This window comes from Cyanobium sp. Lug-B (genome assembly GCF_024345635.1).
GTDB lineage: Bacteria > Cyanobacteriota > Cyanobacteriia > PCC-6307 > Cyanobiaceae > Cyanobium > Cyanobium minutissimum.
The window spans coordinates 72,053-85,883 of record NZ_JAGQBM010000006.1; the positions used below are offsets into that span (position 1 = coordinate 72,053).

General features: G+C 71.6%; 16 protein-coding genes and 1 tRNA gene. 7 read left to right on the plus strand and 10 right to left on the minus strand.

The annotated features are described in order from the left end of the window. Positions 1 to 30 precede the first annotated feature (30 nt). On the plus strand, positions 31 to 591 hold the full coding sequence (locus KBY81_RS02780; RefSeq protein WP_254975525.1) for a pentapeptide repeat-containing protein: 561 nt from the start codon (positions 31 to 33) through the stop codon (positions 589 to 591). A 53-nt stretch (positions 592 to 644) separates the two neighbouring features. After that, positions 645 to 1,727, plus strand: a complete 1,083-nt coding sequence (cobW, locus tag KBY81_RS02785; RefSeq protein ID WP_254975526.1) for a cobalamin biosynthesis protein CobW — start codon at positions 645 to 647, stop codon at positions 1,725 to 1,727. Between the two features lie 43 nt (positions 1,728 to 1,770). Here the strand turns inward: cobW and KBY81_RS02790 are convergent, their stop codons facing one another. Continuing rightward, a complete protein-coding gene (locus KBY81_RS02790) occupies positions 1,771 to 2,085 on the minus strand; it encodes a hypothetical protein (RefSeq protein ID WP_106219974.1) in 315 nt (104 codons plus the stop codon). A 142-nt stretch (positions 2,086 to 2,227) separates the two neighbouring features. Here KBY81_RS02790 and purS point away from each other — a divergent pair, with 142 nt between their 5' ends. After that, positions 2,228 to 2,485 (plus strand): phosphoribosylformylglycinamidine synthase subunit PurS, encoded by a 258-nt coding sequence (gene purS / locus KBY81_RS02795; protein WP_094584545.1) that lies wholly within the window; start codon positions 2,228 to 2,230, stop codon positions 2,483 to 2,485. 13 nt (positions 2,486 to 2,498) lie between these two features. Then, the gene (purQ, locus tag KBY81_RS02800; protein WP_254975527.1) at positions 2,499 to 3,152 is read left to right on the plus strand and encodes a phosphoribosylformylglycinamidine synthase subunit PurQ; all 654 of its coding nucleotides are present in this window, start codon (positions 2,499 to 2,501) and stop codon (positions 3,150 to 3,152) included. A gap of 3 nt (positions 3,153 to 3,155) precedes the next feature. Here the strand turns inward: purQ and KBY81_RS02805 are convergent, their stop codons facing one another. Further along, positions 3,156 to 3,755: a peroxiredoxin gene (locus tag KBY81_RS02805; protein ID WP_254975528.1), complete on the minus strand. Its 600-nt coding sequence runs from the start codon at positions 3,753 to 3,755 to the stop codon at positions 3,156 to 3,158. A gap of 91 nt (positions 3,756 to 3,846) precedes the next feature. Here KBY81_RS02805 and KBY81_RS02810 point away from each other — a divergent pair, with 91 nt between their 5' ends. Next, on the plus strand, positions 3,847 to 4,200 hold the full coding sequence (locus tag KBY81_RS02810) for a hypothetical protein (protein WP_254975529.1): 354 nt from the start codon (positions 3,847 to 3,849) through the stop codon (positions 4,198 to 4,200). Positions 4,201 to 4,342: 142 nt separating this feature from the next. On the opposite strand, the gene KBY81_RS02815 is transcribed toward KBY81_RS02810, so the two are convergent. The 6 genes from KBY81_RS02815 to psb32 form a co-directional block, all read right to left on the minus strand. Beyond that, positions 4,343 to 4,416, minus strand: a tRNA-Met gene (locus tag KBY81_RS02815). A 45-nt stretch (positions 4,417 to 4,461) separates the two neighbouring features. Then, the gene (locus KBY81_RS02820; protein WP_254975530.1) at positions 4,462 to 5,469 is read right to left on the minus strand and encodes a M23 family metallopeptidase; all 1,008 of its coding nucleotides are present in this window, start codon (positions 5,467 to 5,469) and stop codon (positions 4,462 to 4,464) included. A gap of 154 nt (positions 5,470 to 5,623) precedes the next feature. Next, positions 5,624 to 6,115: a tRNA (cytidine(34)-2'-O)-methyltransferase gene (locus KBY81_RS02825; protein ID WP_254975531.1), complete on the minus strand. Its 492-nt coding sequence runs from the start codon at positions 6,113 to 6,115 to the stop codon at positions 5,624 to 5,626. 11 nt (positions 6,116 to 6,126) lie between these two features. After that, a complete protein-coding gene (locus KBY81_RS02830; protein WP_254975532.1) occupies positions 6,127 to 6,705 on the minus strand; it encodes a bifunctional adenosylcobinamide kinase/adenosylcobinamide-phosphate guanylyltransferase in 579 nt (192 codons plus the stop codon). Between the two features lies 1 nt (position 6,706). Continuing rightward, complete coding sequence (gene pxcA, locus KBY81_RS02835) at positions 6,707 to 7,852, minus strand: proton extrusion protein PcxA (RefSeq protein ID WP_106219980.1); 1,146 nt, start codon at positions 7,850 to 7,852, stop codon at positions 6,707 to 6,709. A 22-nt stretch (positions 7,853 to 7,874) separates the two neighbouring features. Beyond that, complete coding sequence (gene psb32 / locus KBY81_RS02840) at positions 7,875 to 8,600, minus strand: photosystem II repair protein Psb32 (protein ID WP_254975535.1); 726 nt, start codon at positions 8,598 to 8,600, stop codon at positions 7,875 to 7,877. 94 nt (positions 8,601 to 8,694) lie between these two features. Here psb32 and KBY81_RS02845 point away from each other — a divergent pair, with 94 nt between their 5' ends. Further along, the gene (locus tag KBY81_RS02845; protein WP_106219982.1) at positions 8,695 to 9,378 is read left to right on the plus strand and encodes a cofactor assembly of complex C subunit B; all 684 of its coding nucleotides are present in this window, start codon (positions 8,695 to 8,697) and stop codon (positions 9,376 to 9,378) included. Here the strand turns inward: KBY81_RS02845 and lptC are convergent. Both lptC and metG read right to left on the minus strand, forming a co-directional pair. Then, positions 9,296 to 10,429 carry an LPS export ABC transporter periplasmic protein LptC gene (lptC, locus tag KBY81_RS02850; protein WP_106219983.1) on the minus strand — a complete coding sequence of 378 codons (1,134 nt, stop codon included), beginning with the start codon at positions 10,427 to 10,429 and terminating at the stop codon, positions 9,296 to 9,298. The two genes, KBY81_RS02845 and lptC, sit on opposite strands and share 83 nt — an antisense overlap. After that, positions 10,426 to 11,976 carry a methionine--tRNA ligase gene (gene metG, locus KBY81_RS02855; protein WP_106219984.1) on the minus strand — a complete coding sequence of 517 codons (1,551 nt, stop codon included), beginning with the start codon at positions 11,974 to 11,976 and terminating at the stop codon, positions 10,426 to 10,428. The genes lptC and metG overlap by 4 nt, the downstream gene beginning before the upstream one ends. Before the next feature lie 150 nt (positions 11,977 to 12,126). On the opposite strand from metG, the gene KBY81_RS02860 reads away from it, so the two are divergent. Beyond that, positions 12,127 to 13,831: FAD-dependent oxidoreductase (locus KBY81_RS02860; protein ID WP_254975533.1), on the plus strand; the 1,705-nt coding region annotated here is incomplete at its 3' end.

The window sequence follows — 13,831 nt, forward strand, 5'->3', positions numbered from 1 at the left end:
TAGCTTGATCCGGCAGCGTACCGGTGTGGCATGGTCCCCAGCTCCCCAACCTTCCCCGTGATCCGCCGCAGGCCCGGGGGCCCGCTGGGCGGCCTGCTGGGGTCCGTCCTGGGTACCGCGCTGGGCCTGCTGTTCATCTGGAGTGTGCTGCCGGTGGCTCCGGCCCAGGCGATCACCGCCCCCGAGCTGCGCGCCCAGCGCTCCTTCCAGGACCTCGACCCCGACCTGCGGGGCCGCAATCTGCAGCAGCAGGAGTTCCTCAAGGCCTCGATGGAGGGCTTCGATCTGCGCGACGCCGACCTGCGGGGCGCCGTGTTCAACTCCACCGACCTGCGCCAAGCCGACCTGCGCGGCGCCGACCTGGAGGACGTGGTGGCCTTCGCCACCCGCTTCGACGGGGCCGACCTGCGGGGCGCCCAGTTCCGCAACGCCATGCTGATGCAGAGCCGCTTCCGGGATGCCCGCATCGACGGGGCCGACTTCAGTGACGCCGTGCTCGATCTGCCGGAGCAGAAGGCCCTCTGCGCCCGGGCGAGCGGCAGCCATCCCCTCACCGGCGTCGACACGCGCGAGAGCCTCGGCTGCCGCTGACCCGCGCCGGCGGCGCCTCCCCTAGGTTTCGGGTCCCCGTTGCCCCCTCCCCGATGACCGCCTCCAGCACCCGACGGCTGCCGGTCACGGTGGTGACCGGATTTCTGGGGGCCGGCAAGACCACCCTGTTGCGTCACCTGCTGCTGGAGAGCGGCCTGCGGCTGGCCGTGCTGGTCAATGAGTTCGGCGAGGTGGGCATCGACGGCGATCTGATCGCCTCCTGCGGCTTCTGCCCTGAGGAGGAGCTGGGCGATCGGCTCGTCGAGCTGGCCAACGGCTGCCTCTGCTGCACGGTGCAGGATGAGTTCCTGCCCACCATGCAGCGCCTGCTGGAGCGGGCCGACCGGCTCGACGGCATCGTGGTGGAAACCAGCGGCCTGGCCCTGCCCGAGCCCCTGGTGGCTGCCTTCGGCTGGCCGGAGATCCGCAGCCGCACCCGGGTGCACGGGGTGGTCACGGTGGTCGACGGGGAGGCGATGGCCGCCGGCCATGTGGTGGGGGATGCCGACGCGGTGGAGGCCCAGCGCCGGGCCGACCCCAGCCTCGACCACATCAGCGCCATCGAGGATCTGTTCGCCGACCAGCTCGGAGCCGCCGACCTGGTGCTGGTGAGCCGGGCCGACCGGCTGGAACCGGAGGCCCTCGCCCGGGTGACGGCGACGCTGCGCGCCAATCTGCGCCCCGGCACCGACGTGCTGCCGATGGCCCGGGGCCGCCTCGATCCCTCCCTGGTGCTGGATGGTCCCGGCCGTGATCTGGCCGGCGACCACGACCACCACCATGACCATGGCCACGACGACCATGACCACCACGACCATGCCCACGTGGCGATGGAGTCGATCGTCGTGCGCCGTGCCGGCCAGTGGGGGCGGGCCGCCCTCGAAACCCAGCTGCAGCGGCTGCTGATCGATCACCCCGTCGTGCGGCTCAAGGGACGGCTGCGCCAAGGGGGCAAGCGCCTGCCGCTGCAGATCCAGGGGGTCGGCCGCCGCCTTGACTGCTGGTACGAGGAGCGGGCGGGGGCCTCCCCTGACGCCGACTCCGTCGAGGGCGAAGGCCCCGACGGGCTGGAGCTGGTGGTGCTGGCCACCGCCGGCGCCGTCGGCCCCTTGCGTCAGGCCCTCGATCGCCTCTGAGGGCCGGGCGGCGACCCGGGCGGTGCCTGCCGCCCAGACCGGCTCAGTCGAGGGGGATATCGCCCCTGGCGCAGACCCCATCCCAGCAGAGGTCGGTGTTCTCCACCCAGCGGCTGTTCACCGGCTGCCAGCTGCCGGAGGGTTTGAGCATCGTCACCCGGCCCCGGCCGTCGTGGCGGAACTCGATCCGCTGCCCCCCCACCAGCAGGAACCAGTGGAGGCCGAGCTCCTCGACCTGCATCTGGCAGTCCTGCCACGGACCGTCCGCCAGGCGGCACTGCAGGGTGACCAGCCCCGGCAGGGAATGGGCCTGCAGGGCCGTGGCGGCCACGGCCAGACCCATGAGCCAGGCCAGCACGCGAGGTCCGAACGGATCCAGCAGAACCCTTCGCAGGGAAGGCACCACGGCCGGCGGTGCGGAGAACCAACCCCAGGCTGGTGCTGTGCCGAGGGGGTCGGTGGGGCGTGCTGCCAAGATTTAACAAACGTCCGTGCCCCCGGTGCCGCTCTTCAACGCCCGCGTCCAGGTCTCCCTGCGCCCCTCCGTGCTGGACCCCGCCGGGGAGGCCACCCGGGCCGCCGCCGCCCGGCTCGGGGTGGAAGGCGTCAAGCGGTTGCGGATCGGCAAGGCGATCGAACTGGATCTGGAAGCCCCGGACCGGGCCACCGCCCAGGCCCGGCTCGAACTGCTCAGCGACCGCCTGCTCGCCAATCCGGTGATCGAGGACTGGTCGCTGGATCTGGCCGAAGCCGGTTGAGGGGGCCAGACCGATGACCGTCGGCATCGTTGTGTTTCCCGGCTCCAACTGCGACCGGGACGTGGCCTGGGCCCTGGAGGGCTGTCTGGGCATCCCCGTGCGCTTCCTCTGGCATGAGGAGCGTGACCTGGCCGGTCTGGAGGCCGTCGTGCTGCCGGGGGGCTTCAGCTACGGCGACTACCTGCGCTGCGGCGCCATCGCCCGTTTCGCCCCGGTGCTGGAGGCGGTGCGCTCCTTCGCCGAGGGTGGCGGCCCGGTGCTCGGCATCTGCAACGGCTTCCAGGTGCTCACCGAGATGGGCCTGCTGCCCGGTGCCCTGACCCGCAACCGGGATCTGCACTTCCTCTGCCAGAGCAGTGAACTGGAGGTGCAGCCCGGGGCCTGCCGCTGGCTCGGCGCCTATGGCGCCGGCGAACGGATCAGCCTGCCGATCGCCCACGGCGAAGGGCGCTATCAGGTGGAGCCGGGGCAACTGGAGCGCCTCGAGGATCAGGGCTGTGTGGTGCTGCGCTACGTCGCCAATCCGAACGGCTCGCGGGGGCATGTGGCCGGCCTGAGCAACCCGGCGGGCAACGTGCTCGGCCTGATGCCCCATCCGGAGCGCGCCTGTGATCCGGTCACCGGCGGCCTCGATGGGCGCCGGTTGCTCGCCTCGCTGCTGGGCTGAAGCTCAGTCCAGGGCCGCGAAGAAGTCGCGGCTGCCGCGGGGATCGGGGGCCAGGGTGCGGGCCCCGGGCGTCCAGTCGGCCGGACACACCTGGCCCGGCTGCTGCCGCACCAGCTGGAAGGCCTGCAGCACCCGCAGGGTTTCGTCCACACTGCGGCCCACGGCCACGTCGTTGACGGTGCTGTGGCGGATGACGCCGTCGGGATCGATCAGGAACAGCCCGCGCAGGGCCGTGCCGGCGTCCTCGTCGAGCACGTGGTAGGCCCGGGCGATCTCCTTGTTGAGATCCGACACCAGGGGGTAGGCCACGTCCCCCAGCCCGCCGCTCCGGCGGTCGGTCTGCACCCAGGCCAGATGGCTGTAGGGACTGTCGACGGACACGGCCAGGAGGGCGGCATCGAGGCGGGCGAACTCCCCGTGGCGATCACTGAAGGCCGTGATCTCCGTGGGACAGACGAAGGTGAAATTGAGGGGATAGAAGAACAGCACCACATCCCTGCCGCGATAGTCGCGCAGCGACAGCTCCCGGAACTCCTGATCCACCACGGCGGTGGCGCGAAAGTCGGGGGCTTCGAGCCCCACGAGCCTGCCGCTGCTGGACATGGTGGGCACCGTCTCGGGGGGGGATGACACCCATGCTGGCCTGAAGAAGCCAGGCCCCTACGATGACTGGCAAAGAAACGATGCCTCTGCCATGGGTTGGGATCCGACCGTTCTGCGCAAATACAACACCACCGGCCATTTCCGGCTCATCAATCAGCTGCGCTCCGAACTCAAGGGCAACCCCCTGATCCGCCCCAAGGACGGGGAAACCGTGGGCGCCGCCAACCGCAGCAAGAGCCTCACCCGCGCGCTCCAGAACCGTTCCCAGTCCGGTGGTTACGGCCGCAGCCGCCGTTCGCTCCCCAGCTCCCAGCCCGTCGTTGTCGCGGCCCCCGCGTTGCCCGTCATCGCTCCCGTTCCGGTGCGGGTCGAGAGTGTGGAAAGCCAGGAGGCGGCCAACGCCCGCAGCTTCCGTGAACGGCTCAACGCCATCGAAATGCGCTGAAGCAGCGGCAACGACGATCCCGCAACGGGATGGCTGCAGCGGCACTATTTCGGCGCCGTTGCAGCGCAGTGACGCCTCCAATCAGCAGGCCATTCGCCTCAATTCTGGATCACTGGAGCCAATCAACAATGACCCAGGAAAGTGGCTCGGGGGAGACTTGAACTCCCGACCTTGGGGTTATGAATCCCACGCTCTAACCAGCTGAGCTACCGAGCCAATCGTTGTGACTTTAGACGATGACCGGTGCGGCCCCCGGCCGGGTCAGGCCCGGGGGGGCAGCATCTGCAGGGGGTTGACCGCGCCGCGGCCGGGGGGATGGATCTCGAAGTGGAGGTGGGGGCCGGTGCTGCGGCCGGTGCTGCCCATCTGGCTGATCACCTGACCCTGCGCCACCGTCTCCCCCCTGGTGACCAGCAGGCGGCTGTTGTGGGCATAGAGGCTGCGGCTGCCGTCGGGATGGGCGATTTCCACCAGGAAGCCATAACCACCGTCATGCCAGCCGGCGAACACCACCTGGCCCTCCCGGGCGGCCATGATCGGCGTGCCGACGTTGTTGGCCACATCGATGCCCTTGTGCATCCGGCCCCAGCGCCAGCCGAAACCGGAGGTGAACACCCCGCGGGTGGGCCAGATCCAGGCGGTGGAGGGGGCCGTGGTGCCGCCATTGAGGGGCGGCTGCGGGTCACCGAACTCCGGGGTGTCGGGCCAGCTGATGCCGCCGCTGACGGACGGCTTCAGGCCCAGCAGCATGCGGGAACGGCCCGGGGCCGACTGGGCCAGGCGCACCTGGCTGCCCACCACGAGCCGGGCGGTTTCCAGGCCCGGATTGAGGCGGATCAGCTCGGCCACGCTCAGGCCGTAGCGCTGGGCGAGCTTGAGGACCGTGTCCCCGAAGCGGACGACCCCGTCCCGCTCCACCGGCGGAGGGGTGGAGACCGGCGGGCTCTGGCGCTGGACAGTGGCGTCGAGGGAGGCGATGCGGCCGAGGCGCTCCTTGCCGCGGGAAGGCACCACCAGCCAGTCACCGTTGCCGAAGCGGTGGTCTTCATCGACGTCGTTCAGCCGGGCCAGTCGGGTCTCATCGAGGTCGAGGGCCGTGGAGAGCTCCTCGATGGACACCGGACGGCGGACCTTGATCCAGACCCGGTCGGTGGCGGAAGGCAGGGAGGCCAGCAGGGTCTCGGTGGACACCGTGCTGGGGGAATCGTCAGCGAGAACGGCCACGAGCGGCACGACGGCCGGTGTGGAGAGGAGAAAGGGAAGAATCAAGCGGAAAGGCTTCATGCATTTCACATCCAGCGGACAAAACCCAGCAGAGAAGCCAACATCTGCGGGTCCGGCAGAGAGTAGCGCCATGAACCACAGGGGGCAAGGTTCCTCAGGCACAACGCGGTCTGGACATCGAGACCGTCCCGCATCGGTCTCAGGAGTCGCTGCCTGCGGCGGGCCCGATCTGGCGCAGGGCCTCGAACAGCACGATGCCAACGGACACCGAGAGATTCAGGCTGCGGACACCCCCCCGGCCCTCCCGCGCCCGGCAGGCCATGGGGATGGTGAGGCGCGCCTCGGCGGACGCCTGCAGGGCGTTCGGTAATCCGTCCGTCTCCCGGCCGAACAGCAGCCAGTCGTCGGGACGGAAGCGGAAGTCGGTGTAGGCCGTCTCCGCCTGGCTGCTGAGGGCCACCAGGCGGCCGCCCCGGCCCCGCCGCTCCGCCTGGAAGCGCTCCAGGTCCCCGTGGCGGTGCAGCGACACCCAGGGCCAGTAATCCAGGCCGGCCCGGCGCAGGTGCCGGTCGCTGATCGTGAAGCCCAGCGGTTCGATCAGATGCAGCTCGCAGCCGGTGGCGGCGCAGGTGCGCGCCACGTTGCCGGTGTTCGGCGGGATCTGGGGCTGGTAGAGGACGACGCGAGGCATCCGGGGCGCGATCAGAAGCCGGGGGGCACGGGCTGGCTCAGGGCCAGCAGGTCGATGGCACGCCCCTGCAGGACAAGCCAGGCCGCTTCGCTGCGGGCCATGAGGGTCTGCTGGATCGTCCCGAGCCGGTCCCGGAAGCGGCATCCGGCCGCCGTGGCCGGCACCACACCCCAGCCCGTCTCCTCACAGACCACCACCAGCGGCGCCCGGCAGCTGCCGAGGCCACTGAGCAGCTCGTCGCAGCGGAACCCCCAGTCCGGCGGCTCCAGATCCAGGTGGGCGGCCACCCAGGTCCCGAGTGAATCCACCAGCCCCAGCTGGCCCGGCTGCAGCTGGGCCACCGCGGCGGCCAGGGCACCGCCCACTTCCCGGCAGCCCCAGGCGGGCGGGCGCCGCAGGCGGTGCCGCCGCAGCCGCTCCTGCCAGGCCGCGTCGTCGGGCAGGGAGGGCCCGGTGGCCAGGTAGATGACCGCCAGACCGCTGGCGCCCGCCAGATGCTCGGCCCAGCGGCTCTTGCCGCCCCTCGAGGGTCCGCTGACCAGCGTCAGGCGGGGATGGCGCTGGACCCCGGCGGGGGGCTCAGCCGCCACCTCAGCCGCCACCGTTCATGTTGCGCAGGGTGGCCACCGAGGACGGCGAGACGCGGTTGAGGTAACGGAAGATCCAGTACTTGAAGATCGTGGCCAGCACCACCGGGAAGGTTGCGATGAAGAGCATGACGAAGTTCTCCTGGGCCGGCAGTCCCAGATGGTGGGCGACACCGTCGAGCAGCACCGTCCAGCCCTCCGGACTGTGGAAGCCCACGAAGATGTCCGTGAACAGGATGATGGCGAAGGCCTTGGCGCTGTCGCTCAGGCCGTACACCATTTCGTCGATGAAGCCGCGCAGCACCTGGATGTCGCGCCGTCCGAGGATCGCCACCACCACGAAGCCGATGAAGCCGCAGACGTCGGCCAGGACGTTCTTGATGGCGTGGGTGCTCTCCTGGTCGGCCTCCTCCTTGAGCTCCTGAGCCCGCTTGGCCAGCTCCGACTGCAGCTCCTCGCGGCTGGGCAGGGCCTTGCCGGACAGCAGGGCATCGAATTCGATCTCCGCCTGGTACACGCGCAGCTTCTCCACGGCCCGCTCCTCCAGGTGGGGTTTCGGGTAGGTGAGGAAGGTGTTGTCGGGGGCGAAGCGATCCACCAGGGGCGAGACCACGTAGGTGCGGCTCACCTGCTGCACCAGCACCGGCACCAGCACCAGCAGCAGCAGGATCCGCAGCGACACCAGGGTGGAATCGCGGCGGCGGCGGAAGCCCGCCACCACGCTGGCCTCCGCCTCCGGGTCCAGCTGGCGCCGCACCTGGTCGACCACACTCACCAGGCTCCGAGGCAGCATCTCCGGGGTGCGGCTCAGGGCAGGAAGCTCCTCCCGGGCCACCGCATAGCGGGCGGTGACGGTGTCGATCAGCTGGTACTGGCGCAGTTCCTGGCCGGAGAGCTCCTGGCGGTAGGGGGCCAGCACGTCCCTGGACTGGCGGCAGACCTGCAGGGCCGCCCGGAAGCGGCGCAGCACCTGGGCCTGCATCGCCCGCGGGATGCTCAGCTCCAGTTCGGGACGCACCGGACGGTCGTTGTAGTGCTCCATCTCGATGCTCTGGATCAGCAGGGCGGCTTCGTAGCCGCGCTCGAGATCGGAGCTCAGGTCGAGGGAGCGGGCCCGCCCGAAGGTACCCATCCAGTTCGTCAGTCCCATGGGGAGGCGGGTCGCGGGGGAATCAGCGGGAGAAGACCCACCAGGTGAGCATCGGCACCACGGTGCCCACCACCAGCAGCACGATCACCCAGGTGAAGGCATTGCTGCTGGAGGTCTCCTCCCGGGTGGGGATGTTGCTGACGACCGCGGCGGCCTCCTCGACGACGGGGTCCCCGGGATCCTCGCCACCCTGCAGGACGGTGGCGAGGCGCTGGAGGGCGTCGACGGCGGCCTGGCGGTAACGGTCACCGCTGCGCAGCGGATGGGCCATGGTGGTGGCGGCGGTGCTCTCCAGCAGCTCGTCGGGGAGCTGGCGGTCGAGGGGGGCCTGGGCGACGATCGCCGTGGAGCGGGTCTGGGTGTCGATCAGCAGCAGCAGCAGGGGATCGGGGCTGCTGCCGGCGGGGGGATCGGCCGACCAGCGCTCCACCAGCTGGGCGGCCAGGGTGGAGAGGTCGAGGCCGTAGTCGAGCCGGGTGAGGGTGACCAGGCGGGCGTCGACCCGTTCGGCACTGAAGGCCTGCAGCTGGCGCTCGATCTCGGCCTTGCCCGCCCGGCTGAGCACGTCGGCGCCGTCGAGCACATGCTCGGCCGGGGGTCGGGCGGGCAGGTCAGAGGCCGAGAGGGCCCAGGCGGCGGCGACCGGCGCCGCCAGCACCAGGCCGAGGGCCAGCACCAGGGAGAGCAGGGACCGGAGCAGCCCGGACCGGCCGGTGGGGCCGGGGGGCGCTGCCGCCACCGGAGGCATCACTGAAGCCAAGGCCATCGTGCGAGACGCCACCAGTCTGCCGTTGCGACCCCGTTCCGGCATCCTGAAAGCAGCTTCGCTGCCGGACACCACGATGACGATGTCCGCCCCGGCCCGTGTCGTCCTGGCCTGCGGCGCCACGGGCCTGGCCCTGGCCGTGCTCAACCAGATGACCGCCCCCAGCCTGGAGCCTCCGCTGGAGCGGGCCTCGGTGCTGGCCAGCATCCTGGCCGTGCTGCTGCTGCTGGTGGCCCTGCTGTGGCAGCGGGTGGAGCCGGTGGCACCGGAGCGGGTGCCGCTGGAGGGCCCGGAGGGGCTGCGGCTGACGCCGGATCTGGAGGGGTCCCTGGCCGAGGAGCTGGGCTGGGGCAGCACCATGCTGCTGACGGCCACCCCGGCGGCGGTGGTGCTGCTCCACTGGCGCGGCCAGATCCTGCTGGAGCGGGGTGTGCTGGGCCGCGGCGACTTCCGGCCCGGAGCGATCTGTGCCCGCAGCATGGCCAGTGGCAAGGCCATCTCCCTGGTGGATCTGAAGCTCTACCCCGGCCGGGACGAATTCGGCAGCCTGCCCGCGGGCCTGCCGGCGGTGCTGGTTCAGCCGCTGGGTCAGGAGGGGGTGCTGGTCCTGGGCGGCTGGTCGCCTCGCTGCTTCAGCCGCAGCGATCTGGCGTGGGTCGAGGGCTGGGCCCGCAGGCTCACAGGCGAATTGGCTCGGGTTTCGGGCGCGGCGCCACCGGCCGCGGAGGTGTCGTCGACGGCGGCACCTGGAACTGGCTGAACACCCGGCCACCGGGGTTGGTGACCACCACGGCCCCCTTGTCCCCCAGCCGGCCCCGCAGCACACTGCCGCGGGTGAGCTGGCGGCTGGCCGGCCGTTGCAGCAGCACCGAGCCATCGGCGGTGACTGCCTGGGTCTCCCAGTTCCAGGAGCAGCTGCGGGCCTCGAGGCTGGCGCCGTCCTGCTGGAGGAAGCAGCCCGAGGGGATGCGCACCAGATGCTGGCCGGCATCCACCTGCAGGGCCTTGCCCCGGGCGCTGGCGCCGCCGGCCACCGCCGGGTCGCTGAACAGCACGGGCGGCCCCAGGTTGAACAGCTGGGTCCGGGTGTTGCCGATCAGGGAGGTGGCCGTAAGGGTCTGGAGCGGGCGGGTGGCGGCCGAGCCCGGCGGCCGCCGTTCCCCCAGCACCGGCCCGCGGGCGGTGAGGGCACCGCTGCCGGGTTGCCAGAGCACCGAGGACACGGTCAGCAGGATCTGGGGGGCACCGACGGGGTTGGCCCGGAAGGGATCGAAGGCCTGGGCCCAGCGCTGCAGCTGGGGCTTGCCCTGCAGCTCCAGGGTGTCCTTATCCAGGCGGAAGGTGGCCCGCTCTGCGGAGAGTCGGGTGTGGGGGTCGAAGCCTTCCGGATGGCGGTCGATTTCCATCAGGTTGCGGGAGGGGAGCCAGCGCACCCGGGAGCCCTGGATCATCACCGGCTCCTTGCCGAGCCGCTGCAGCCGGATCCGCCCCTCCAGCAGGATCACGGCGCCGTCGTTGATCACCGTTCCGGTGGAGGCCTCCACCCGATAGGCCGGCTTTCCGTCGCTGTAGATCACACCGCGGGGCTGCAGGGCCCGGGCGACACGGCGGCGCAGGTCGTAGCGGGCCTCGGGGCTGGTCAGTTCCCAGTTGGGCCGGCCGAACACGTCCTGCTGGCGCAGATCCAGGGAACGGAACACGAAGGGGGTGGGCGCCGTCTCGCGGGCGACATCGCCGCGGCCGCAGCCCGTGAGCAGCAGCACCAGCAGGGCCGACAGGCGCCAGCGTCGCGCAGGGAGAGGAAGCGTCAAAGGGGGGAATCCAGTTCCAGTCGATGCATCACCGGGGTCGGTTCGGGCAGGGCCAGGTCACTGGCCAGCTTCCCCCAGTGTCGGGCCGCCGTCCAGCCGCTGTCGGCCAGCAGGGCCGGCTGGGCCAGCTGGTCGAGCATCCGCGCCGAGAGATCCGGCAGCAGGGGGGCCAGCAGCACGGCCACCCAGCGACTCGTCTCCAGCACGGCATAGAGGTCCTCGGCCACGCCGGAGCGCCCCTCCTCCGCCTTGATCGCTTTCCAGGGGGCACGGTCGTTGAGGAAGCCGTTGGCGGCTTCCGCCAGCTCCAGGATCGCGGCGGCCGCGGTGCGGAAATCCAGCGCCTCAAGGGCACCGTCGACGGTCTCGGCGCAGGCCAGGCAGCGCAGGGCGAGGGGATGGTCGGCGGCGGCGGCGGCCCCGGCCGGCGGCACGGCCCCGTCGAACCAGCGGCGCGCCATCGACGAGGTGCGGTTGAGCAGGTTGCCGATCGTGTTGGCCAGGTCGTTGTTGACCAGATCGCTGAAGCGCTGCTGCTGGAAATCGCCGTCATCGCCGAAGGGAATGTCCCGCAGCAGGTACCAGCGCACCGCATCGGCACCGCAGCGCTCCAGCAGCCCATTGGGATCGAGCACATTGCCCAGGGACTTGCCCATCTTCTGGCCCTCCCGGGTGAGGAAGCCGTGGCCGAAGACCTTCTCCGGCAGGGGCAGCCCGGCCGAGAGCAGCATGGCCGGCCAGTAGACGGCATGGAAACGCAGGATGTCCTTGCCGATCACGTGCAGCTGGGCGGGCCAGCCGCGCTCGGCCAGCAGGGCGAGATCGTTGGCGTCGTCCGGTTCCAGCAGGGCCGAGAGATACCCCAGCAGGGCGTCGAACCACACATAGAAGGTGTGGCCCTCGTAGCCGGGCACGGGGATGCCCCAGGGCAGGTCGAGGCGGGAGATGGAGAAGTCCCGCAGGCCGCCGGCCACGAAGTTCTCCACCTCCCGGCGCCGGGAGCGCGGCGCGATGAAGCCGTCGCTGGCCACCAGCCGCTCGATCGGTTCCTGGTAGCGGGAGAGGCGGAAGAAGAGGTTGAGTTCGTCGCGCCATTCCAGGGGGCGCAGGTGGATGGGGCAGTGGGGCTCCTGCGCCGAAGGCGCTTCCTCCTTGAACTCCTCGCAGGCCACGCAATACCAGCCCTGCTGGCGCCCCTCCACCACATCGCCGTTGGCCTCGACCCGGGCGAAGAACTGCTCCACGATCGCCCGGTGGCGGGGATCGGTGGTGCGGATGAAGCGGTCGTTGCTGATGCCCCAGCGGCGCCACAGGTCGCGGTACTCGCCGCTGATGGCGTCGCAGTGGGCCTGGGGGGTGAGGCCGGCCGCCTCGGCCGAGCGCTGGATCTTCAGCCCGTGTTCGTCGCAGCCGGTGATGAAGGTGACCCGCTCGCCCTGCAGCCGCCGGAAGCGGGCGATGGTGTCGCAGGCAAGGGTGGTGTAGGTGCTGCCCAGGTGGGCACGGTCGTTGACGTAATAGAGGGGGGTGGTGAGGGTATAGGTCATCGGCAGGCGACGTCGGCCGGGTCCGCCGGCGGCAGGAGGGGGTCCCGTGACGCACCCCCTTGACGCCCGTGGGCCCAGGCCCGGGGCCCGGATCCTACCCATGGCCCCGGGATGGGATGCTGGCCCCCTGACCCCGGCCCCTTCCCCCCGATGCGCACGGGCTTTGATCGCAGGGCGGACGTGCTCGTGTGGGGCGGCGGCAGTGGTGGTGTGGCCGCCGCCCTGCAGGCCGCCCGCTCCGGCGCCGACACCCTGCTGCTCACCCCCGGGCCCTGGCTGGGCGGCATGGTGAGTGCGGCCGGGGTGTGCGCCCCGGACGGCAACGAGCTGAGCCCCTGGCAGAGCGGCCTGTGGGGGGCCCTGCTGCGGGCTCTCCAGTGGATCGAGCCGGAGGGTCTGGATCAGAACTGGGTGAGCTGCTTCGGCTACCGCCCCGCCAGCGCCGAGCGGATCCTGCGCCGCTGGGTGGCCGCCGAGGAACGGCTGGACTGGTGGTCCGGCGTGCGGCTGGAGGCGGTGGAGCGCGACGGCGATCGCATCAGCGCCGTGACGGTGGAGTACAGGGGCGTCCAGCGGCGCCTGCTGCCGACGGTGGTGATCGACGGCAGCGACCGGGGCGAGCTCTACCCCCTGGCCTGGGCCCCCTTCCGCTTCGGCTGGGAGGCGAGGGAGCAGTGGCAGGAACCCAGCGCCCCCACGGCCGAGCGCCTCGGGAACGACCCCTTCTTCCAACGGCAGCCGGTGCAGTCACCCACCTGGGTGTGCCTGGGCCAGCTGGACGAGCGTGGGGGGACGGCGGCCCCCGAGGCCGAGGCCTGGCGCCGCAGCCCCCCTCCCCTGCCGGAGCCTTTCGCGGCGGCCACCGACGCCTTCGGCCTGGAGCGGACCCTCACCTACGGGCGTCTGCCCGGGGGCCTGGTGATGCTGAACTGGCCCCTGCACGGCAACGACTGGCACCAGGGCCTGGAGCGGGCCTTCCCCGAGCGGGTCGGCGGCGGCGACGCCGCCGAGGCGGCCGAGCGCGAGCTGCTGGCGGCCATGCGCGACCACAGCGAGACCTTTGCGGCCGCCCTGCGCCAGGCCAGCGGCGGCTGGCTGGGGCCGGCGGCGGTGTTCCCCACCCCCGACGAGGCCAGCACCGGCCGGCTCAGCGGCGCCGGATCGCTGGCGTTGATGCCTTACTGGCGTGAGGGCCGCCGGCTGGTGGCCCGGGAGCTGGTGCTGGAGCAGCACCTGCTGCCCCGGGGGGAGGGCGCCTGCATCGCCCCCCTCAGCCGGGCCGACGATGGGTCCCTGAGCAGCATCGCCGTGGGCAACTACGCCAACGACCACCACTACCCCGGCGGCGACTGGCCCCTGGCCCCCAAGAGCTGCCGCTGGGGGGGCCGCTGGAGCGGCACCCCGTTCACCATCCCCTACGGCGCCCTTGTCAGTGAGGGGGTGACCAACCTGCTGGCGGCCGACAAGGGCTTCGGCGTCAGCCACATGGCGAACGGGGCCACGCGGCTGCAGCCCCTGGTGCTCAACATCGGCCAGGCCGCCGGGATGGCCGCCGCCCTGTGTGTGCGTGACGGGATCGATCCCGCCGGCCTGCCGGTGCACCGGCTGCAGGAGGCCCTGATCAGCGATCCGCTGGCCCCGGCGGCCGTGGTGCCGCTGTGGGACACCCCCTGGCACCACCCCCGCTGGCGCGAGCGGCAGCTTGCGGCCGTGGCGGCGCCGGAGCGGATCGATCGCCACGGCCATCTGGAGGCGGGAGCGGCGCCGGCGGCACCGGCGGGCTGGGCACCCCCGCCGGAGCCCCGCGAGCGCCCCTGGCGGGGCGAGGCGGGGGCCGAAGGGGGGGGGGGGTACG